Annotated in this window: 22 protein-coding genes and 1 pseudogene; 12 read left to right on the forward strand and 11 right to left on the reverse strand. The window is 70.2% G+C overall.

What is annotated here, in order from left to right; translation table 11 throughout:
- Positions 1-433: 433 nt before the first annotated feature.
- Complete coding sequence (locus tag OHS18_RS11570) at positions 434-589, forward strand: hypothetical protein (protein WP_328453138.1); 156 nt, start codon at positions 434-436, stop codon at positions 587-589.
- 569 nt (positions 590-1,158) lie between these two features.
- Here the strand turns inward: OHS18_RS11570 and OHS18_RS11575 are convergent.
- A complete protein-coding gene (locus OHS18_RS11575) occupies positions 1,159-1,461 on the reverse strand; it encodes a hypothetical protein (RefSeq protein WP_328616977.1) in 303 nt (100 codons plus the stop codon).
- Positions 1,462-1,780: 319 nt separating this feature from the next.
- On the opposite strand from OHS18_RS11575, the gene OHS18_RS11580 reads away from it, so the two are divergent.
- The 4 genes from OHS18_RS11580 (at position 1,781) to OHS18_RS11595 (ending at position 3,519) form a co-directional block, all read left to right on the forward strand.
- Complete coding sequence (locus tag OHS18_RS11580; RefSeq protein ID WP_328453134.1) at positions 1,781-2,221, forward strand: Hsp20/alpha crystallin family protein; 441 nt, start codon at positions 1,781-1,783, stop codon at positions 2,219-2,221.
- 77 nt (positions 2,222-2,298) lie between these two features.
- A complete protein-coding gene (locus OHS18_RS11585) occupies positions 2,299-2,727 on the forward strand; it encodes a DUF6292 family protein (protein ID WP_328616978.1) in 429 nt (142 codons plus the stop codon).
- Positions 2,724-3,200 (forward strand): DivIVA domain-containing protein, encoded by a 477-nt coding sequence (locus OHS18_RS11590; RefSeq protein ID WP_328616979.1) that lies wholly within the window; start codon positions 2,724-2,726, stop codon positions 3,198-3,200. The genes OHS18_RS11585 and OHS18_RS11590 overlap by 4 nt, the downstream gene beginning before the upstream one ends.
- Positions 3,201-3,225: 25 nt before the next feature.
- Positions 3,226-3,519: a hypothetical protein gene (locus tag OHS18_RS11595; protein ID WP_328453129.1), complete on the forward strand. Its 294-nt coding sequence runs from the start codon at positions 3,226-3,228 to the stop codon at positions 3,517-3,519.
- Between the two features lie 219 nt (positions 3,520-3,738).
- Here the strand turns inward: OHS18_RS11595 and OHS18_RS11600 are convergent, their stop codons facing one another.
- A complete protein-coding gene (locus OHS18_RS11600; protein ID WP_328453127.1) occupies positions 3,739-4,470 on the reverse strand; it encodes a GAF and ANTAR domain-containing protein in 732 nt (243 codons plus the stop codon).
- Between the two features lie 109 nt (positions 4,471-4,579).
- Here OHS18_RS11600 and OHS18_RS11605 point away from each other — a divergent pair, with 109 nt between their 5' ends.
- The 3 genes from OHS18_RS11605 (at position 4,580) to OHS18_RS11615 (ending at position 8,100) form a co-directional block, all read left to right on the forward strand.
- Positions 4,580-5,323, forward strand: coding sequence for a GAF and ANTAR domain-containing protein (locus OHS18_RS11605; RefSeq protein WP_328616980.1), 744 nt, complete (start codon positions 4,580-4,582; stop codon positions 5,321-5,323).
- Complete coding sequence (locus OHS18_RS11610; RefSeq protein ID WP_328616981.1) at positions 5,320-6,711, forward strand: PP2C family protein-serine/threonine phosphatase; 1,392 nt, start codon at positions 5,320-5,322, stop codon at positions 6,709-6,711. Before OHS18_RS11605 ends, OHS18_RS11610 begins: the two co-directional genes overlap by 4 nt.
- 426 nt (positions 6,712-7,137) lie before the next feature.
- A complete protein-coding gene (locus OHS18_RS11615) occupies positions 7,138-8,100 on the forward strand; it encodes an ice-binding family protein (protein WP_328616982.1) in 963 nt (320 codons plus the stop codon).
- Between the two features lie 49 nt (positions 8,101-8,149).
- Here OHS18_RS11615 and OHS18_RS11620 read toward each other — a convergent pair whose 3' ends face one another.
- Together OHS18_RS11620 and OHS18_RS11625 are read right to left on the reverse strand one after the other, a co-directional pair.
- Entirely contained in the window at positions 8,150-9,043 is an 894-nt protein-coding gene (locus OHS18_RS11620) for a hypothetical protein (protein WP_328616983.1), read from the reverse strand.
- Between the two features lie 387 nt (positions 9,044-9,430).
- Positions 9,431-9,763: a MerR family transcriptional regulator gene (locus tag OHS18_RS11625; protein WP_328616984.1), complete on the reverse strand. Its 333-nt coding sequence runs from the start codon at positions 9,761-9,763 to the stop codon at positions 9,431-9,433.
- Positions 9,764-10,572: 809 nt separating this feature from the next.
- Here OHS18_RS11625 and OHS18_RS11630 point away from each other — a divergent pair.
- Positions 10,573-10,836, forward strand: coding sequence for a hypothetical protein (locus tag OHS18_RS11630; RefSeq protein ID WP_328453115.1), 264 nt, complete (start codon positions 10,573-10,575; stop codon positions 10,834-10,836).
- A 375-nt stretch (positions 10,837-11,211) separates the two neighbouring features.
- On the opposite strand, the gene OHS18_RS11635 is transcribed toward OHS18_RS11630, so the two are convergent.
- From OHS18_RS11635 to OHS18_RS11660, 6 genes and pseudogenes are all read right to left on the reverse strand, one after another.
- Positions 11,212-12,078, reverse strand: coding sequence for an ABC transporter ATP-binding protein (locus OHS18_RS11635; protein WP_328453114.1), 867 nt, complete (start codon positions 12,076-12,078; stop codon positions 11,212-11,214).
- Positions 12,075-12,473, reverse strand: coding sequence for a GntR family transcriptional regulator (locus OHS18_RS11640; RefSeq protein ID WP_442874468.1), 399 nt, complete (start codon positions 12,471-12,473; stop codon positions 12,075-12,077). The genes OHS18_RS11635 and OHS18_RS11640 overlap by 4 nt, the downstream gene beginning before the upstream one ends.
- Positions 12,474-12,518: 45 nt before the next feature.
- A complete protein-coding gene (locus tag OHS18_RS11645) occupies positions 12,519-13,511 on the reverse strand; it encodes an ABC transporter permease (protein ID WP_328616985.1) in 993 nt (330 codons plus the stop codon).
- Between the two features lie 227 nt (positions 13,512-13,738).
- Positions 13,739-14,257: pseudogene (locus tag OHS18_RS11650) on the reverse strand (ATP-binding cassette domain-containing protein); the annotation flags it as partial.
- 204 nt (positions 14,258-14,461) lie between these two features.
- The gene (locus tag OHS18_RS11655; protein ID WP_328616986.1) at positions 14,462-15,238 is read right to left on the reverse strand and encodes a hypothetical protein; all 777 of its coding nucleotides are present in this window, start codon (positions 15,236-15,238) and stop codon (positions 14,462-14,464) included.
- 138 nt (positions 15,239-15,376) lie between these two features.
- Positions 15,377-15,586 carry a CsbD family protein gene (locus OHS18_RS11660; RefSeq protein ID WP_328453107.1) on the reverse strand — a complete coding sequence of 70 codons (210 nt, stop codon included), beginning with the start codon at positions 15,584-15,586 and terminating at the stop codon, positions 15,377-15,379.
- Positions 15,587-15,801: 215 nt separating this feature from the next.
- Here OHS18_RS11660 and OHS18_RS11665 point away from each other — a divergent pair, with 215 nt between their 5' ends.
- From OHS18_RS11665 to OHS18_RS11675, 3 genes are all read left to right on the forward strand, one after another.
- Positions 15,802-16,263, forward strand: coding sequence for an Asp23/Gls24 family envelope stress response protein (locus tag OHS18_RS11665; RefSeq protein ID WP_328618512.1), 462 nt, complete (start codon positions 15,802-15,804; stop codon positions 16,261-16,263).
- Positions 16,264-16,566: 303 nt separating this feature from the next.
- Positions 16,567-17,790, forward strand: coding sequence for a PP2C family protein-serine/threonine phosphatase (locus OHS18_RS11670; RefSeq protein ID WP_328616987.1), 1,224 nt, complete (start codon positions 16,567-16,569; stop codon positions 17,788-17,790).
- A gap of 377 nt (positions 17,791-18,167) precedes the next feature.
- Entirely contained in the window at positions 18,168-18,665 is a 498-nt protein-coding gene (locus tag OHS18_RS11675) for an AAA family ATPase (RefSeq protein ID WP_328616988.1), read from the forward strand.
- Positions 18,666-18,754: 89 nt separating this feature from the next.
- Here the strand turns inward: OHS18_RS11675 and OHS18_RS11680 are convergent, their stop codons facing one another.
- Positions 18,755-19,246, reverse strand: coding sequence for a hypothetical protein (locus tag OHS18_RS11680; protein WP_328616989.1), 492 nt, complete (start codon positions 19,244-19,246; stop codon positions 18,755-18,757).
- Positions 19,247-19,291 lie beyond the last annotated feature (45 nt).

The raw sequence follows: 19,291 nt of genomic DNA on the forward strand, positions 1-19,291 counted from the left end.
CGTCCCTGCGTCCGCAACCGCGGTCAGCGGCGATCATCGCCGGAGGCCCGGAAACCGCGGACCTTGTGGGTACCGAGTCCGCCGAAAGGGAATGCCTCACACAAACCGGGTGAGGACGGCCCTGCAGGCAGATCATGATGGGTGATCAGGGGGTGCTCCGTCGCCGGCTTTCGTCGTCCTGCGCCCGTATGCCAGCCTCCTGGCCAGAGCCAGATACCCCACCACCGTCCCGGTCACGCACCAGATCGACGTCGGGCGATGTACCCAGGACCGCCTGCGTCGTGAGCCGGCGAGCCCGGTCCGGGCCGAGATCGAGCCGCCGCGCGCCACCGAGTGTGTTTGATCGACCCGATCGGGGGGAATTACGCAGCCCGAGAAGGAACCGGCACCACCTCCCGGCTGCCGGCCTTCGTGAGAAAAGGAGCTTCCGACCGTGATCGTCCTCGGTGTCATCCTGCTTATCATCGGCTTCATCGTCGGCATCCCGGCGCTGTACACGATCGGCATCGTCCTCGCCGTCGCCGGCGTCGTCCTCGCCATCCTCGGCGGAACCGGACGCAAGGTCGGCGGCCGCGCACACTGGTTCTGAGCCGCGAAACCCCCAGCGGCCCAAAGCCCACTGACCCGTTTCAGGGCCGGAGCTTCGGCTCCGGCCCTGAAACGCGCCCGGCCGCACCCGAGCAGGAGACCGATGACGAGGTACGGGGCACACCACCCCCCTCGTCTCGGGAACGACGTGCCAACGACGGCCAGGCATACGCAGGAGCACCAAAGAATTGGCGCTCGGCGGCCCCGACATGACAGCGGCTGTCGTACAGGCCGGTCGGCGGCGGGTGAGCCCCGGTCACGCCCAGGCCGGTGCGCCGACCCCGCACGACGGGCGAGGCAGGTTCAGCGATGCCGGCCCTCCTCCCCACAAGGTCGGCGCTTCCCGAACGGTGGCAGGATCTCCTCGCGGTCCTTCCTGCTACCTCGGCCAGGCCCGGCGAGGGCCACTTTCCGGGCCCTGCCGACCCCTTCGAAGGGTCCGGCCTCGGCAGAACTCCTGAAACGACCACGTTCCACCGGGGAAAGGGCCTCGTGGTCGCGTCTCCCCGCACACCGGATCTGCTCACCGCCCGAGCGACGCCCGGCGGCCCTGCGCCCGCCTTCGCCGTCTCAGGCCGCGGACCTCCGCCGCAGCCAAGCTTCGAGGACGGCGGCGACCACCTCTCGTGCCGGCTCCGCCACGACCGCGCCTTCGGGGCCGACCTCAAGCAGCGGACACCGGAACCAGAACGCCTCGGCGATCCAGTTCACCGCCCTGATCTCCTCGACGTCGGCCCGGGCGACCCGGTGCGGGCCCGGGGTGGACAACCGGCGGACCAGACGCAACTGCCGGTCGGACAACTGGCCCAGGATGATCTCGAGATCATCGCGGACGTCCTCGGTGTCGAACCATTCTCTCGTTCCCGCCACCATCTGCACACCCTCCCCGTCTTCGGGACACCGTCGATCAGTTACGCGCACACTGATACCCCGCTCGTGGTCGTCTCATACATCCGATTTCCGATCGTCGCGCGAGCCCATTCAGTCCTCTGTGGACTGATCGAGCTCGTCCGGTTGTCCGGTCCGCCCACGCCTGGTGGTTGCGACGGCGCGGCCGGGAGTTCCGCCGGCCGGCCACGCATCCGGCATCTGTCACCCAATCGACGACTTGATGGTTGTCATCCATTGGATGACATGTTAGAACTGTGGGGCGTGTTGACGACCAGATCAACGACCCCAGGAGGTGGAACCCGTGTTGATGCGCACCGACCCGTTCCGTGAGCTGGACCGCTTCGCCCAGCAGATGCTCGGCAGCGCGACCCCCGGAACCTGGTCCAAGCCCGCCGCGATGCCGATGGACGCCTACCGCGACGGCGACGAGTTCGTCGTCTGCTTCGACCTGCCCGGCGTCTCCCCCGACGCCATCGACCTCGACGTCGAACGCAACGTCCTGACCGTCAAGGCCGAACGACGGCCACTCGCCGGCGGCGACGTCCAGATGCAGGTGTCCGAACGGCCGCTGGGCGTGTTCTCCCGCCAGCTGTTCCTCGGCGACACCCTCGACACCGACCACATCGCCGCGGGCTACGAGGCCGGAGTCCTGACCCTGCGCATCCCGATCGCCGAAAAAGCCAAGCCCCGGCGCATCGAGATCACCGGCACCACCGGCGACCGCAAGGAAATCCAGGCCTGACGAGCCGACCGCGCGCAGGACCGGCGTCCCCGAGCCGGTCCTGCGCCCGTCGCCTGTCCCGAAAGGCACCCGCACCCGTGACCGCATCGCTGCACCTCCCGACCGGCCACCCTGCCCTCACCGCCTTGTGGGCCTATCTGGCCGACGTGACCACCGCACTGGGCATCGGCCCCGAATCCTGCACCGTCGACCACGACACCCCGGTCTCCGCCTACATCGCCCTCGACGAGCGCCTGCCCGGCTACCCCGGCCACGACGTCGCCCTCCTGTGGGACGAGATCCGCGGCTGGGCCGCCGCCGTCGAAATCCACTCCGCCGACGACCCCGTCGTCGTGCGCTACCTCGGCGGACCCACCATCACCCCGGCACCCGGGAACGTCGCGCGGTTCGTCGCCGCCCTGCGCGAAGACGACCACCGCGTCGGCCGGCTCGACCCACCCACTCTGCGCACCGCGGAGAGCCTGGCCGAACTCGACGCCGCGCTGCGCGACCGGAGCGCGACGTGACCCCCGGTGCCCTGCCGCTACCGGTGTCCTTCGCCCTCGCCGTGCGCGGCTACGACCGCGAGCAGGTCGACGAGCACCTGGCCGAACTGCACGACGAGATCCGGCTGCTGACCCTGGACCGCGACGCCGCCATCGCCGAAGCCGAAACCCTGCTCCGGCGCCTGGAAACGGCCCGCGGCGAGGCCGACGACCTCCGCGCTCGGCTGAACCGCCTGGCCCTGGCGCCCGCCGATCCGGACGCGGTCGGTGAGCGGGTGCGGCTCATGCTCGAATGCGCTCGCGCCGAAGCCGACGCCATCATCGCCTCGGCCCGCCATCGAGCCGCGGCCGTGCGGGAGCGGGCCGCCGAGGCGGAACGGCGCACAGCGGCCCGGTTACGCGCGATCGACGACTTCCTGGCCCGCGCCGAGGACATCCTGGCCGAAGAACGGCCGCAACCCCCGCTCCGGCAAGCCGGCCTCACCGCCGCCTGACCCCGCACATCCCCCACGGAAGACGATGACGAACACCCAGGCACGCGCCGCGGCGGAAAAGATCTTCGCCGCGGCCGCCGAACTCGGCAGCACACGGCAGGAAGCCGTCCTCGTGACCCGCGCCGTCCACGCGGTCAAGAACGGCCGCCCGACGGACGTCGCGCTCACCGACACCGAGCAACACCAGCGACGCAAACTCGCCCACATCGTCGGGACCGTCCTGTGGGATCCCGCCCTCGACGCCACGGAGGTGCTCACCGCGGTCACCGACACCCGCAACCGGGTAACAGCACGGCCGGGAGCCGCACAAGCGGCGTGATGCGGCAGCAGCCCAGTGGCACGGCGCTGCAACTCCGTCGGCGAAAGGCGGTGGCCCGGCCCTGACGGCAGCGGACGGGGAGCCCACGATGCCTCAGCTCGAACACGGCCGGGCCACCACGCCGTTCTGGTACCCGCGGACCGGCCGCGCAAACGAAACCCGCGCCGATCAGGCCGGTTCGAGTCCACAGTGGACTTCACGTGCGGCCGACCACCAGCTTCACGAGCCGAGGACGCGCTTCACCACCTGGTCGGCCACCTCCCGCAGCTTCACGTTCTGCCGCTGCGACTCCTCGACGAGCACGGTGAACGCGGCTTCGGCGTCGATCTTCTGGATCGCCATCAACATGCCCTTGGCCTGGTCGATGACCGAGCGGGAGGTGAGGGCCAGCTGCAGGTGCCCGGCCGTCTCCCGGGCATCCAGGTAGCGGTGGTAGACGCGCAGCACCGCCTCCACCGCTGCGGTGTAGAGCTCCAGCAGCTGCGCGTCGATGTCGGCGAATCCGTCGTCCTGCTGCCCGTAGCAGTTGATGGCGCCCGAGAACTGCTCGTCGGCCACGAGCGGGGCCGCGAGAAAACTGCCGAAACCGGCGTCCAAGGCGCCCCGGGTGAAGTCCGGCCAGCGTTCGGCCGCGCCGGACACCGTCGTGCGGACCAGTTTCCCGCTGCGCATCGCGTCCAGGCACGGACCCGTGCCGATCCGGTACTGGTCCTCGTCGAGGGCCGTGACGCGCTCGCTCGTCGAGGCCGAGGTGTACGGCCGAGTGCCGTGCGAAAGTGTGACGCTCGCCTCGTCGACGCCCGGGACCGCGTGCACCACCTGCAGGCACACGTGCCTCAGCACCACGCGGAAGTCGTCTTCCCGGCTCAGGATGGCGGTCAGCGACTCCAACGCCCCGGTGACATCGTCCAGCAGCGGGGCGACCGTCCGGGTCGAGTCCGGCCGTTCCATGGGCTCTCCTCAATGATCATGACCAGCGAGCCACCCACGGGTACCCACTTCCGCCGAACCCAAAGGTCCCGGCACGTTTGTCCGGGCGCATCGGTGGTATTCCGCGCACATGTCGGGAATGACCGTGCCGGCCCCGCTGCCGCTCGACCGCGAAGTCGCCGGAGTCGCCGCGCGGCTGTCCGGGCTGCTGCTCTCACGCGAGACCGTGAACTCCGTGCTCGAACTGGTCGTCACGCTGGCGGGCACGTCCCTCCCGCGAGCGGCGGGCGCCGGGGTGACGCTGCTCGCCGAGGACGGCACGCCGGCCACGACGGCGGCATCCGGCGCGGGTGTGCACGAGGCCGACGAACAGCAATACGCCCTCGGGGAAGGCCCCTGCCTCACGGCGCTGGCCGAAGGCGCGCCGGTGCGGATCGACGACACCGCCACCGACCGGCGCTGGCCCCGCTGGTGCGCCGCGGCCGCCGAGGCGGGGTTGCGCTCGGTGCTCACCGTCCCGCTGCTGACCGGAGACGGCTGCCTCGGCGCCATCAAGGTCTACGCCGCCGCGCCCAGCGCCTTCGGCCCGTCCGACGAACACACTCTGACGACGCTCGCCACCAAGGCCGAAGCCCTCGTAGCCCAGGCCCGCGTCTACGACCGAGCCGGCGATTCCAGCGAAGAGTTCAAGCGGGTGCTGCGCGAGCGGGACACCGTCACGATGGCCCGCGGTTTCCTCATGGCGCGAGAAGCACTCAGCGAACAAGCCGCCGCCGAACGGCTGCTGTCGCTCGCGCGGACCGAGGGGCGGGCTCCGGCCGACATCGCCGTCGACATCCTCTCCGCAAGCTCGGAGCCGCGGGGGTCCCGATGATCCCGCTCCCCGAACAGGAGCAGCAGGAGCTGCTCACGGCCTGTTTCCGGCGGTGTGAGCTGACGCTCGAGCAGCTGTGGGCGCGGTACTTCGCGCTGGGTGGCGGCCAGAACATGCTGGAGGTGGACGCCTACCTCCACGGTCTGGCGCCGCTGCCCCGCATCGATCGCGACATGCTGGCGCACGCCGTCAACGAACGCCTCGACGAGCTCAGCGGACCGAAACGAGCGCCCTACAGCCACCCGACGCAGCCCGCGAAGCCCCTGCGCGGTCCGCTGCGGGCTCTCGTCGACCTGCTCGAAGGTACCCACCGGGCGCCGCCGGAGCGCCTGCCGGCCGCGGTGACGGCCGCCGCCGACGCGCTCAACCTCCGGGTCGAGGTCCACCTGGCCGACTACGACCAGAACGTGCTGGTCCCGCTCCTGCCGGCCACCTCACCCGGCCTCGACATCGAGACCACCACCGCCGGCGAGGTCTTCCGAAGTGCGAGCTCGGCCGTCGCCCGCGACGCCGGTGCGCCCGTGCTGTGGACGGTCCTGCTCGACGGCGTCGAACGGCTCGGCGTCCTCGAGGTGACCTCCACCGACGGCACCGATCCGGACGACCCGGTGCTGCGCCAGCAGTGCCAGTGGCTGGCGACGCTGATCGGTCACCTCGTGACCAGCGTGACGCAGTACGGCGACGGGCTCGACGTCCAGCGCCGCCGGCACCACCGCGGTTCGCCGTCCGAGCTGCTCTGGCACGCCCTGCCCCCGTTGACCGGCGCGACCGACGCCGTCGTCGTCGGCGCGAGCATGCGGCCCGCCTACGAGCTGTCCGGCACGGCCTTCGACTACTCCCTGTCCGAGCACCGAGCCCAGCTCGCCCTGTTCGACACCGGCGCGCGGGGCGGGGCCCCGAGCCTCGCCGTCGTCACCGCGCTCTCCGCGTACCGTTCCGCGCGACGCGACGGTGCCTCGCTGGCCGCGCAGCACACGGCGATCGCCGGCATCCTCGGCGAGCACCCGGACACGCCGGCGGTCAACGAACTCGTGGCCGAGCTCGACCTGCACACCGGAGACCTGCGGTGGCTCGCCGCCGGGAGCCGGGCGCCCGTCATCGTCCACCGCGGTGGGTCGCCCGGGCCGAGGGCCGGCCAGGAAACCGGCCAGGTGCGGCTCCGGCCCGGCGACCTGTTCGCTGCGTGCTGCCGGGGCACGCTGGAAACGCGAAACCCGTCCGGGGCACCGTTCGGCGCCGAAGGCGTCCAGCGGGCCGTCGATCGCCACGCGGATTCACCGGCGCCGGAGATCGCGCGCAAGATCACCGAAGCGGTCGCGGACCACCACGGTTCGGCGCTGCCCGACGACGTCGGCGTGGTGGTCGTCCGGTGGACCCCCATCGCCTGAAGCGCGGGTGAAAGAGCCGGAATCTCCCCTCCTCACCGTGCGCGCACACCGATGACACCTCCTACTCGTGTGGGTGATCCCAATCCTGCACTTTCGTGTGCACTATTCAGCGTTTTCTGGCGCGGACAGCCGCCTGTCCCTACCGTCCACCTCATCGTCGGAGATCAGGTGAACGTTGATCATCGCTCCCGCGAGTAACGAATTTCCGGCCCAGACTCCTGCCGGCCCAGGCTGGCAAGTCGGTGGAGAAAAACAGTGGACGGCGAATTCGACAGCCTGCGTTCGGCGGGGAGCCGGCGCCGAGGTGGTGTGACCGCGGGGCTGTGCGCGGCCGTGACGATTCTCGGTCTTGGCCTCGTATCCGGGGTGCCGCAGGCTGTTGCCGCCGAAGCGCCCGTCGGGCTCGGCACCGCGGGAGCCTATTCCGTGCTGGGAGGACAAACGGTGACCAACACCGGCCCCAGCACGCTGGACCGAAACCTCGGAGTCTTTCCCGGTACCGCGATCACCGGCTTCCCGCCCGGCACCGCGGCCGGCGCCACACACGCGGGCGACGCCGTGGCCCAGCAAGCCCAATCCGACCTCGTCGTCGCCTACGACGACGCCGCCGGCCGCGCGCCGACCGCAAACGTCGCGGGTGACCTCGTAGGCCAGACCCTGGTCGGTGGCGTCTACAAGTCGACCGGCCCGCTCGCGATCAGCGGGACCCTGACCCTGGACGGCCAGGGTGACTCCAGCACCGTCTGGATCTTCCAGGTCGCGTCCACCTTGATCACGGCGTCGGCAAGCACCGTGAACCTGATCAACGGCGCCCAGGCGTGCCACGTGTTCTGGCAGGTCGGCAGCTCGGCGACGCTGGGGACGAACTCGAACTTCGCCGGCACGATCATGGCCTTGACCTCGATCACGGCGACCACCGGCACCGTCGTCGCCGGACGCGCACTCGCCCGCAACGGCCAGGTCTCCCTCGACGACAACACCTTCACCACCGGCACCTGCGACACGACCCCCACCACGACGCCGACCACCACCGCTCCCACCACCACCCCGCCGGACACAGACTCCACGACTCCGACCACATCGGACACCGGCACGACCAGCGACACGAACACGAACACGAACACGGGGACCATGACGGACACGACGTCCTCCCCCAGCAGCGGAACGAGCAGCTCGGCAGGAGCGGGCCTCGGCACGACCCGAACCGACCTCGACCACACCCACGGCAACGGACAGCCCGACAACGTGCCCACCGGTACGTCCGATCTCGCCGGCACCGGGGCCAGTCCGCTCCTGGGTCCGCTGGTCGGATTGGGAGCGTTGCTCCTCGTCTTCGGCGGATTGCTGCTGGCGGTCGCCCGTCGCCGCAGGACGAGGCGTAGGTACTAGAGCGGTTCCGCGACACGACGTCCACGGCCCGCGGCCGCACGGGTTGCGGTCAGAAGACTTCGTCGTCCGGGTAACGCAAGACTTCCGTTTCCGTGCGGGCCCACCAGAACCCGGCGACGTGATCGAACAGGTGCGTGGTGACGGGAAGCCCGACGGTCCGCACGGAGCCGTCGGCCACCCGCAGCACGCGCTGACGGCCACCGGACTTGAAGACCGGAGTGAGGATCACGTACTCGCCACCGTGGGTGAAGCGCCCGTCCACACCGTGCTTGCCGGACCGCTCGTGCAACCCGGTTTCTTCCCAGATCCGGGCGGTGACCCGGCCGTCCGGCCCCAGCCGGTAACAGCCGTAGAAGTCCACCCCGTGCTTGCGGCGCGCCCACAACCCACGCCCCACGACGAACACCACGCGCTCGTCGCCGTCGGTCCACACATCGCCCAGATCGGGCAGCTGGTCCGGATCCTCCTGGCCGGCGGCCGGGAAGTCCGCGGCCACCAGGCTGAGCACGTCGCCGTAGACCGCGGTCCCCGCGTCGACGACCAGGTCCCGCAGGTAGCGCGGCTCGTCGTGGTTGAACTGCTGGCGCACCGGCCACGCCCGGCCATCGGCGCTGTGCGCGGTCCACCCGGCCACCACCGGCGGCGCCGGAGCGGGCACGTCCGGCCCCAGATCGACCAGCAGCTCTTCGAGGTCCGCGCCCACCCGCAGCACCCGATCGTGGTTCATCGCGACGACCAGTTCACCGCCACCCACCAGCAACGCCGCCCGATCGAACAAGCCCGGATCGGGCAAGAGGAGCTCACGTACGCCCGACTCGACGTCGGCGACCAGCAAGACGGTCCGCTCACCGCCGTCGCGGTGCCCGACCAGCGCGGCCCGCCCCGCGTCGATCGCCGCCGCCGTGTCCGGGAAAACGACGTCCACTCCGTCCGGGATGATCACGCCCGCGACCCTACCGCCGGAAACGCCGGTGCCGAACCGCCCCATCTCGTTCGAGGCGCCGACCCGACCTCCGCCGCCGGCTCGCCAAGTACCCCTGGATGCCGCCGCCCTCATGCGGAACTACTCCTCGCGTGGGACTGGCTCCAGCTATGACGATCGTGAGCACCGGTCGTTCTTGCCGAGGCGCGGAGCGAAAGTGCCACCGACTTGTTGGTAGCGGACGGTCTCCGCCGGCCAGGACATGCCAGTTTGACGCGAAGTCCGGTCGGCCGCACCAGCCGACCTGGCTGGGTGACCGCTGTCCGGCCCTTTTCCGGGATCTTCGGCCCAGCGCATGGCTTCGGCTGCACATCGGCACGCGGCGCCGGGCCGCGTGCCGAGTCGGGATCAGTCGCCGGTGCGGATTCCGGAGTTGCGGCGCTGCGCTTCGTGGAGCTGGTCTTCGAGGGTGATGATGCGGCACGCGGCGTCGACGGCGGTACCGCTGTCGACCAGTTCCCGCACCCGCGCGGCCAGGCGCAGCTGGTGCCGGGAGTAGCGGCGGTGCCCGCCGGCGGAGCGTTGCGGGGTGATCAGTCCGGCTTCGTCGAGACTGCGCAGGAAGCCTTGGGTGGCGCCGAGGATGTCGGCGGCCCGGCCCATCGTGTAGGCGGGGTAGTGCTCGTCGTCGAACTTGTCGGCCGTTCTGGGCGTGGCCGGGCCTTGTTGGTCAGGGATCATCGCACCTCCACGTCACAGAGGACCCCGGGTGCCACTGCGGCACCCGGGGTCCTCAAGGGTTGGGACTTTCACCATTGTCAACCGGCGCGACCGCCGGCGTCCTGCACCCGCGTCCAGCCGAAAGCCGGATTCCGCGGGGATCGCTTACTCGTGACCGAGCACCACCTCCGAACTCGATGGAACTGCGGCACCCGCGCGGCACTACCCGGCCGCTGCGGGCGATCCAATGATGTTCCCGTTCCCTTCTTTCCTGTGTTTTCCACTTACTCGGTACTGCAACTGCAACTTCGCTTGCTGCGGACGTCACTGCCGGAACCCTTCCACTGATCGGTCCCAGCACGCTGACGCCGCTGGTCACTGCCCGGAGCCCCGTTCACTGATCGGCCCCGGCCACCTGACCGGTCCTGCTACTGCACGTACACACAACAACTACTGGTACTGCTGATCTTCGACTAGCGGTACTGCAACTGCCGTAAACACTGATACTGCTGTTCTTCACGGGCACATTCGCGCTGCCCGAGTCCTGCACATCCGCTCCGGACCGGTACTGCTCGGTCGAACCTTCTTCACGACCCGGTCCTGGAGTACTACTCCCGGTCACCAGCCGAAACCTTGTTCCCTTGATCGGCTCCGTGCTGCCTGACCGCCTTGTCTCACTTCGCGGGTAGTTACGTCATCTCCCGCGCCTGCTTGACGTTGTCTCTCTCGGTACGAGGAGAACACTACACACGCCGGTCGTTGAATGTCTACTCCGGGCGGCATAGATTTTCTGAAGGCAGTCGAACGGGTGACGAGGAGGGCGTACGGCCATGAACGACGACATCACGCAGCAGGGCCCGCTCGAAGAGCGGTATGGCCTGGTCGGAGTGCGTGACATGGCCGAGTACGCCGAAGCCTTGACGCGGTTGCTGGAGCGGGGCCGGCGGGAGCGGTGCGCCGCCGTGCTGTCGGAGGCCGAGGCCTACGCGGCGGCGGAGCTGCTCGGGCAGTTCGCCCAGCTCGACCCGCTGGCCGCGCTGAGCCAGCTGGCCGCGTCGCTGGCCGGCCGCATCTACAACCGTCTCGGCGCCTGACGATCCGACGCCGTGAACGACACGCGATGCGCACGCGACCGGAAGCGCGGTGATCATGACCGAGCCGTCCGAGGGCGGTCCCGGGCAGGACCGGAAGACCGACCCAGGCGTGCCGGCGCGGCCGGCCGGGACCGCCGGCACCGAGCAGCGCACGCCGGCGCGCCCCCGACCTCACAAGTCAGAACACCTAGGCCGTTGTGCGGTCTCGTCCGCCATGGGGCGCAGGTACTGTCACGTACGACCCGCGACTGCCTCGCCGCGATCGGTGTCGCGATCCTCCGGCCGCACCCGCATCCGCGCCTCCCCCCGCACACTCCACAGTGGACTCAGCCCGAAAAGACCCGAACGCGGCGGTGTCGATTGCCCTTGTTCCGGTTATCGACGCCGGGCCGATGACCGGCGCTCGCGTGACGCACGCAGGTATCCCATGACCAGGGATTCCAGGTCGGGTTCGGTGCCGGCCCAGCCTTCCGGTGCCGGCTCGGCTTCCCGCACCAGCAGGGTGGACTGGCGCTCGGTGCGGGTCGCGTTGACCAGCACTCCCTCCACAGCGGACTCGTCCGCGACCGGGCCGACCAGGATCCGGTGCCCCGCAAGGACTTCCTCGATGTCGCCGTCGACCTGAACCCGGCCTTCGTCGATCAGCAGGATGTGGTCGCACACTTCGCGCAGGTCGCTGAGCAGGTGTGAGGACATCACCACCGTGGTTCCGCGGTCGGCGACCTCGGTCATGATGATCCGCAGCGTCTCGTCGCGGGCCAGCGGATCCAGGTCGGACAGTGGTTCGTCCAGGAGCAGCAGCCGGGGAAGGCGTCCCAGCGCGACCGCGATGGCCACCTGGGTCCGGGCGCCCGCGGACAAGGTGCCGACCTTCGCGTCGTAGTCCACGCCCGCCAAGAGCCCGAGCACCTCGTGCACCCGGTCGGTGGACCACCGGTCGTTCATGGCCGCGACCGCGCGCGTCATTTCGCGCACCGTGAGGTCACGGTAGAGCGAACGGTTCTGCGCCAGGAACGAGACGTCCGGGTGAATGCGGCCGTCGACGGGAGTGCCGAAGGTCCGCAGTTCACCGGCCGTCGGGCGGACGAGGCCCGCGGCCATGCGCAGCAGGGTGCTCTTGCCCGCGCCGTTCGGGCCGACCAACGCCACGACCTTGCCCTCGGGAATGGCGAAACTGCAGTCGCGGACCGCCCAGCGGGTGCGGTACCGCTTGCCCACGGCGGTGGCGGTCAAGGGTTTCATGATCGTTCCTCAGCGGGGTAGTGCTCGTCGCGGACCACGGAGTACAGGGCGTCGACGTCCTCGACGACGAGGCCGCCCTGCCGGGCACGGCCCATCCAGCCGGCCAGCTCCTGCCGCAGCGGTGCGTCGTCGCCGGCCGTGGCCTCGGACGACAGCGACGTGGTCACGAAGGTGCCCAGGCCCCGGCGGGCCTCCACCAGCCCGTCCCGTTCCAGCTCGCGGTACGCCTTCAGCACGGTGTTGGGGTTGACGGCCGTGGCCTCGACCACCTCCCGCGCTGAGGGCAGCCGGTCGCCGGGGTTCAGCAGTCCCAGTCGCATGGCCTGTTTGACCTGCTGAATGATCTGCATGTAGGTGGAGACCCCGGAGCGCCGGTCGATCCGGAACTCGATCACATCGGACAGCATAGATGCTCCGGCAGCTCGGGGATTCCACCACGCTCAGCTCTGACGCCGCAGGAACCAGGCCGTCCCCACCAGCAGCAGGACCGCGAGTCCACCGTAGATCGACGCGTCGGCCAGGTGCACCTGCCAGGCCTGGCTCTGCGGGATGAAGTCCACGTACCTCGTGCTGAGACCGGACTGCGGCAAGCACGCCAGGTACCCCTCCTGCGAGTTCGGCGTCCCACCCTGCGGCGCCTTGCAGGCTTGGATCAGGGCGCTGACCCGGTCACCGGCGACGGGTCGCCCGGCGGCGTCGAGCCAGCCTTCGTCGATCACCAGGCTGCCGTTCTCGTGCACGTTCAGGGTCGTGTCGGGTGTGACCTCGAGGTGCTGTGCGGGTACCAGGCCGTCGACCAGGCCGGACAGAGTGAGGCGTACGACGACGAACGCGCCGAGCCCCGCGGTCATGGCCACCAGGGTGCGGCGGGACACCACGCCGAGGAAGGTGCCCAGGGTGAAGGCGAACACCGTGTAGGCAACAGGCGAGAGGTGCTCGATTCCGAAGTTCAGGGCGGTGAACGAACCGTTCATCCGCGGCCCCAGCGTGCCGGCCGCCGACAACCACCACGAGACCAGGTATTGCAGTGCGATCAGCACGATCAACGCGGGTGCCAGCGCGACGACCAGCTTGCTGAACATCCATCGGGTACGGCTCACCGACTGGGTGAAAGCCAGGACGTGGGTGCCCTGTTCGAGTTCCCGCGCGAAAAGAGGAGCTCCGATGAAGACCCCGATCAGGGCGGGCAGACCGAGGATCGCGGCTCGCCCCATGTCGAGCGGAGCCGACCACGCCGTCGCGAAGGCTTTCACGACCTCACCGGCCGCCGGACACTCCTGGAGGGGCAGCGTCACGCAGGGGGCGAGCTGCGCCGAGTCGATGGCGCCGACCATGTTCGACCGCAGCAGGATGATGGCGCCCGCGCCGATCACCAGCATGCCGAGCAGGGTGAGCAGTTGCGGGCGCTGCCGTCGCCAGGAAACCCAGATCATGCCGCTTCCTCCTGCTGCGCCGCTTCGCGCATGCGGTTCAGGGCCAATTCGCCGAGCGGGGTGCCGTCGGCGCTGAGCCGGTTGACGTCTCCGGCCAGCAGGACGCACCCTCGGTGGAGCAGGACCAGGTGGTCGCACACACCTTCCAGTTCGGCCAGCACGTGCGAGGACAGCACCACGGTGATGCCTTGTGTCTTCGCTTCGGTGATCAGCGCGCGCAGCACGGTTTCGCGGGCCAGCGGGTCCAGATCGGCCAACGGCTCGTCGAGCAGCAGCAGGCTCGGACGCTTGCCCAGTGCCAGGGCCAGGGCGACACGGGTGCGCTGCCCGCCGGACAAGGTTCCCACCGCCGCGCCCATCGGCACCGCGGCCTGCCCGATCAGGTACTCGGCGTAGCGCTGATCCCAGGTCGGGTTGGTCTGCGCCCCGAACTTCAGCATCTCGGTCACGGTGAACTGCTGGTACAGCGGCTTCTGCTGGGCCAGGTAGGCCACCCCGGGGTGCAGCCCCTTGCCCGTCGGACGGTCACCGAAGACGGTGATCCCACCGGTCGTCGGGCGCAGCAACCCGGTGATCAGTCCCATCAGCGTGCTCTTGCCCGCACCATTCGGGCCGACGAGGGCCACGATCCGGTTCTTCGGGATCACCAGGGACGTCTCGCGCAGCGCCCACCCCCTGCGGTACTTCTTGCCCAAACCGCGAGCAAGGACCGGAAGTACCTGGTCAGGCTGCCTTTGCAGGTTCATGGCCGTCTCCTCTCCGTCGTCGACCACGACCAAGGTAACACCTTTCACTAGTTAAGTAGTGGACCGGGGGTCAGACTCCCCCGGTGGCAACCTGACGAGGAGAGACGTACATGATCATGACGAGGTCGACGTGCCGCGTATTCGCCCGGCCACATCAACGATTTCGGAGTGCCGGCCGGCTTCCGCCGTAAAAGGCGTGACGCCCTATCGCGGGGCAGCAGCCGCATGCGTGGTGAGCCAGCGCAGCGCCCGTGCCCTGACGACGCGCATGCCGGCACGTTCACCGAAGTAGTCCCCGACAGCGCCGATGCCCGGCACAGCACCGAGTGCACGGTGGTACCACCGGCCCGACGGCCGCTTGCCGAGCTCGGCCGAGATTCCGCCCAACGAGCGAGCAAGCCGCCAGAGCCCGCCACCGAGCGTCGTGAGCACCGAGACCGCGCCGGTGACGCGATGCCGGTGTCCGGCGAGCCGCTCCACCTCGGCGTCCTCGCCGGCCTGGTCTTGGCCGACGCCGCGGCCCGAGGCGAGGTCGGGCTCGACAACGCGGTCGAAAAGCACCGCGGCGAGCAGCCGGACCCGGGCGCCCGTGTCGGTGACGCCGCATTCTCCCGCGATCGCGCACAGCACCAGCCCCTGCGAGCCGGCACCGAGCAGGTCCTGCACAGGGAGCCGGTCGGCCAGGACCCCGCCGAGACCGGGTACGGCGGTGAGCAGAGCGGTGAGCCTGCCGAAGCGGCCCGTCCACCACCGCACCCGCCGCGGAGTGTCCATCGCCTCCCACGCGGCCGTGCCCGGTGCCCGGACCGACGCGAGCACCCGCACCACCGAGCGTCCGAACCCTCGACCGGCAGGCTCGTGGCCATCGCGGGCCTTGAGCCGGAGCGGGTCGGACTCGCGCAGCGCGTCGAGCGTGGGCGCGCAGGCCCGCACGAACGGCCGCAACACCGCGACCAGCTGCGCATCCGAAATCGTCGCCATCGCCAGACCTCCCCGATGTCCTTGACCACAAGTCGACATGCGGCCGGTTCACGAAACGGCGCGTGTCGACGATTCCCGCGCGGTCGACCGCGGGCCCGGAAAACCCGAGCACCGCGCCCGCGATCGACGGCGCCGCGGTCAGTCCTTCTTGAGCGCGTTCTTCACCTTGTCGGCGGCGTCGCCGACGGCGTCCTTGACGTTCGCGACGGCGTCCTTGATCCCGGCCTTGGCCTGATCGGCGCGTCCCTCCTCGCGCAGAGAGTCGTCACCGGTCACCGAGCCTGCGGCTTCCTTGGCCTTGCCGCCCAGGTTGTCGGCCTTCGCACCGATCTTGTCGCCCATCGACATGAGGATCTCCTTTTCACGGGTCGAACCGCGGACGCGGAATGCGTCCACCGTCCCCGACACGACCGCGCCCGGAACGGTCACGCACCCACGCAGGTGATCATCACCACCCGTTCGGGGCGTGCGGCTTTCCTCTGCGCCGGGTCGTTTCGATGAACACCCGGAAGGTCCGGGGGAAACCGGGCCCGGAAACGACCGAGGGAGACACGATGACGACCATGACCGACACGTCGACCACGTCCCGCACCACGTCGACGGAGGTCGCGAAGAACGACACCGGCGCGCGGGCCGGTGCGCCGGGCTCGACCACGATCGCGGAGGTCGTGGTGCAGAAGATCGCCGGGCTCGCGACCCGCGAAATCCCCGGCGTGCACGACCTCGGCGGCGGCGCGGCGCGGGCGTTCGGCGCCCTGCGGGAGCGGATCCCCGGCGCGACCGCCTCGGCCGGGCAAGGTGTGTCGGTCGAGGTCGGCGAGAAGCAGGCCGCGGTCGACCTGCAGATCGTGGTCGAATACGGCGCCGCCATCACCGACGTGGCCCGCTCGATCCGCCGCAGCGTCATCACCGCCGTCGAACGCATGACCGGCCTCGAGGTGGTCGAGGTCAACATCAGCGTGAGCGACCTGCACCTGCCCGACAGCGACGACGACGCGCCCGCCGACACCGGCCGCGTCGAGTAAGCCCCTCGACGCCGAAGGGGTGCGGATCGCCGTCGGAGTGCGGGCCCTGCCGGAGGTGGCGGGCCCGCACGGCGCGCGCCTACGCGATCACCGTGACCGGAAGCGGACACCGCCACCGCGCCCCGTCACCCGGCGGCCCCGGATCAGGCAAACACGGCGCGGCAACGGAGACTGTGTCGTGCATTCGACTGCGGCACAGCCCTGGTGATCGACGTCTCGCCACCATATGCAGCCGACTTGTCTCCGAGCGTCCGGCTGGTCGACGACCCGGCACACGGCCGACCGGTCATCTACCCTTCGTGAATGGTGGATGAGGATCGCTCGTGGCACCGGGTGTTCGCGGCGGTCGTCGACCAGTCACACCTGGCGACCGCCGACGACCTGCCCACCCTCATCGACGACGTGACCTCCCTGGTGGGGATGTCGGCCGAGCTGTACCTGGTCGACCTCGGCCAGCGGGAGCTGCACCCCGTCCGGCCGCAAGGCGGCCCGGCCCTGTCGGTGGACGCCACCCTGGCCGGGCGGGCGTTCGCCCGGATCGAGATCGTCGTCGCGCCGGGCGAGAGCGGACCGGCGGTCGTGTGGCTGCCGGTGCTCGACGGCACCGAACGTCTCGGCGCGCTGCGGATCACCCTCGCCGCAGACGCCGACCCGCACGACAAAACCCTGCGCGGCAACTGCTGGACGCTGGCCGGGCAGATCTCGCACCTGGTGCTGAGCAAGCAGCTCTACAGCGACCTGTTCCACCGGGTGCGCCGCGGCCGGCCGCTGTCGGTGGCCGCCGAACTGCTGTGGCAGCTGCTGCCCCCGAAGGTGTTCGCCACCGACCGGGTCGTGATCGCCGCCGCGATGGAGCCCTACGACGAGGTCGGTGGCGACGGTTTCGACTACGCCGTGGACGGCAACCGCGCCTCGGTGGCGATCTTCGACTCGGTCGGCCACGACCTGCACGCCGGGCTGATCACCTCGATGGCATTGGCGGCCACGCGCAACGCCCGCCGCGGCGGCGCCGGCCTGATCACGGCCACCGAGCTGGCGGACCACACCATCGCCGCCCACCGCCCGGCCGACTCGATGTCCTACGCGACGGCGTTCCTCGCCCACCTCGACCTCGACACGGGCGAACTGCACTACCTCAACGCCGGACACCCACCGCCGGCCGTGCTGCGCGGTGGCCGGGTGGTGCGGCTGCTGGACACCGTGAGCCGCACCCCGCTGGGCCTCGGAGAGTTCCAGAAGCGCGAGCCCGTCGTGCAGCGCGAACAGCTCGAACCCGGCGACCGGGTGCTGTTCTACACCGACGGCGTCACCGAAGCCCGCAGCCCGCAAGGTGAACAGTTCGGCCTGGACCGGCTGGCCGACCTCACCGAACGCCATGAAGCGGCCGGCCTGCCCGCCCCGGAGACCCTGCGTCGCGTGGTCCGGGCGGTGCTGGACCACCAGGACGGCCGGCTCCAGGACGACGCCACCCTGCTGATGCTGGAATGGACGACCACCAGCCAGAGCACCCTGCTGCCCACCCTGTGAGCCACGCCCGCCCCGGCCGGCAAGTGCGACTTCTGTCCACAAAGGACTAACTGGTCCCGGGGAGGCGACGCCGGAGCACAGTGGCCCTGATGCCTCAAGCTTTGTCAGCGTCTCCGCCGATCCGGGCCGCGAGGCGCTACCCCGGGATCCGCGTGGTGCGAGAGGAGGGCGGCGAGCCGGTGGAGCAGACCGGGGGCCGCTCCGCGCTTCGCCGACGAGTACAAGTTGTCGTCGTGGCCACGGACAGCGACAACCTTCACACCGAGACCGCTGATAGCGGGTCGGCTGGGGAAAGTGCGGCAGACGTTACGTGGCCGGCGGCTCTACCGCAGGAACCGCCGAGCGGGCCGACTGGCTCACCGCACACCCGGCTGGTCGTGCTCCGGGGTCCCTCCGGCGCCGGCAAGACCACGGTCGCCACCGCCGTGCGCGCCAGGCTCGGACGTGGCGTCGCGCTGGTCCAGCAGGACGTCCTGCGCCGGGTCGTGCTGCGCGAGCACGACGTCCCCGGCGGGCTGAACATCGCGCTCATCGCGACGGTCTGCCGATTCAGCCTCGACGCCGGCTACCACGTCATCCTCGACGGCATCCTCGCCGCTGCCCGGTACGGACCGATGTTGCGCCGGCTCGCCGCCGACCACCGCGGCCGCACCACTTTCTTCTACCTCGACGTACCCTTCGACGAGACTGTGCGCCGCCACGCCACCCGCCCGCAGGCCGGCGAATTCACCGCCGAGGACATGCACGGCTGGTACCCCGCGAGCGGGCGTCTCGACGTCCCCGGCGAGCAGATCATCGCCACCACCTCATCGGCGGAGGATTCGGTGGACCGGATCGTGGCGTGGGTGGCCGGGACCGGGCCGGACACGGCGTAGATCTGACGGCCGGGATCACCGACGCCGACAGGGGCCCTCACCACACTCGACGACAGCCGCCGAAAGCGGCCCGGCGTGTCCACGGCTCGCTACGAGCGCGCCTGTGCGGGGCGCACCGTTTCCACGAACCGCCGGAAGTCGGACACGACGTCATCGAACTGATCGGGTGTGCAGGTGAGCACCAGTTCGAGCACCGTGCGCTGGTCGTGGACGTCGTCGATGGGCAGGTAGACCTGGCATTGCACGAGCGACTTGCCCTCGTGGAGTCCGATGTCCAGCAACTGGGTCAGGCCCGGCGCGTCGCCTCGGCCGAAGTCCGCACGGTCGCGAACGCGCACCGACTCGGCGACGTTCCCGACGCGGTGCACCGACTCGTCGGCGATCGTCGCCATCCGCACCGCCGGGTCGCGGATCTCTCCCGCGATCGTCAGGTTGGTGACGAATCCGTCGGCTCCACCGCGGGGCGTGACCGGACGCACCGCGACGAACGCGACCTCGGGTGCGCCGACCTCGTCCGGCGGAGCCGCCTGCCAGCCGTCCGGCAGCGCGAATTCGATGCGTACGGGTAGCTCTGTGACCATCGAACCGTGCTCCTGTCGGCAGTTCTCGGTTGAGGAGGATCAGCA

Source organism: Amycolatopsis sp. NBC_00355, assembly GCF_036104975.1.
GTDB lineage: Bacteria > Actinomycetota > Actinomycetes > Mycobacteriales > Pseudonocardiaceae > Amycolatopsis.

What these genes read in the sequence shown, in the direction of transcription:
- OHS18_RS11575 (WP_328616977.1), bottom strand. Translation starts at nt 1,461, where the DNA reads ATGGTGGCGGGAACGAGAGAATGGTTCGACACCGAGGACGTCCGCGAT.
- OHS18_RS11595 (WP_328453129.1), top strand. Translation starts at nt 3,226, where the DNA reads ATGACGAACACCCAGGCACGCGCCGCGGCGGAAAAGATCTTCGCCGCG.
- OHS18_RS11600 (WP_328453127.1), bottom strand. Translation starts at nt 4,470, where the DNA reads ATGGAACGGCCGGACTCGACCCGGACGGTCGCCCCGCTGCTGGACGAT.
- OHS18_RS11605 (WP_328616980.1), top strand. Translation starts at nt 4,580, where the DNA reads ATGTCGGGAATGACCGTGCCGGCCCCGCTGCCGCTCGACCGCGAAGTC.
- OHS18_RS11610 (WP_328616981.1), top strand. Translation starts at nt 5,320, where the DNA reads ATGATCCCGCTCCCCGAACAGGAGCAGCAGGAGCTGCTCACGGCCTGT.
- OHS18_RS11625 (WP_328616984.1), bottom strand. Translation starts at nt 9,763, where the DNA reads ATGATCCCTGACCAACAAGGCCCGGCCACGCCCAGAACGGCCGACAAG.
- OHS18_RS11630 (WP_328453115.1), top strand. Translation starts at nt 10,573, where the DNA reads ATGAACGACGACATCACGCAGCAGGGCCCGCTCGAAGAGCGGTATGGC.
- OHS18_RS11635 (WP_328453114.1), bottom strand. Translation starts at nt 12,078, where the DNA reads ATGAAACCCTTGACCGCCACCGCCGTGGGCAAGCGGTACCGCACCCGC.
- OHS18_RS11645 (WP_328616985.1), bottom strand. Translation starts at nt 13,511, where the DNA reads ATGATCTGGGTTTCCTGGCGACGGCAGCGCCCGCAACTGCTCACCCTG.
- OHS18_RS11655 (WP_328616986.1), bottom strand. Translation starts at nt 15,238, where the DNA reads ATGGCGACGATTTCGGATGCGCAGCTGGTCGCGGTGTTGCGGCCGTTC.
- OHS18_RS11660 (WP_328453107.1), bottom strand. Translation starts at nt 15,586, where the DNA reads ATGTCGATGGGCGACAAGATCGGTGCGAAGGCCGACAACCTGGGCGGC.
- OHS18_RS11665 (WP_328618512.1), top strand. Translation starts at nt 15,802, where the DNA reads ATGACCGACACGTCGACCACGTCCCGCACCACGTCGACGGAGGTCGCG.
- OHS18_RS11670 (WP_328616987.1), top strand. Translation starts at nt 16,567, where the DNA reads ATGGTGGATGAGGATCGCTCGTGGCACCGGGTGTTCGCGGCGGTCGTC.
- OHS18_RS11680 (WP_328616989.1), bottom strand. Translation starts at nt 19,246, where the DNA reads ATGGTCACAGAGCTACCCGTACGCATCGAATTCGCGCTGCCGGACGGC.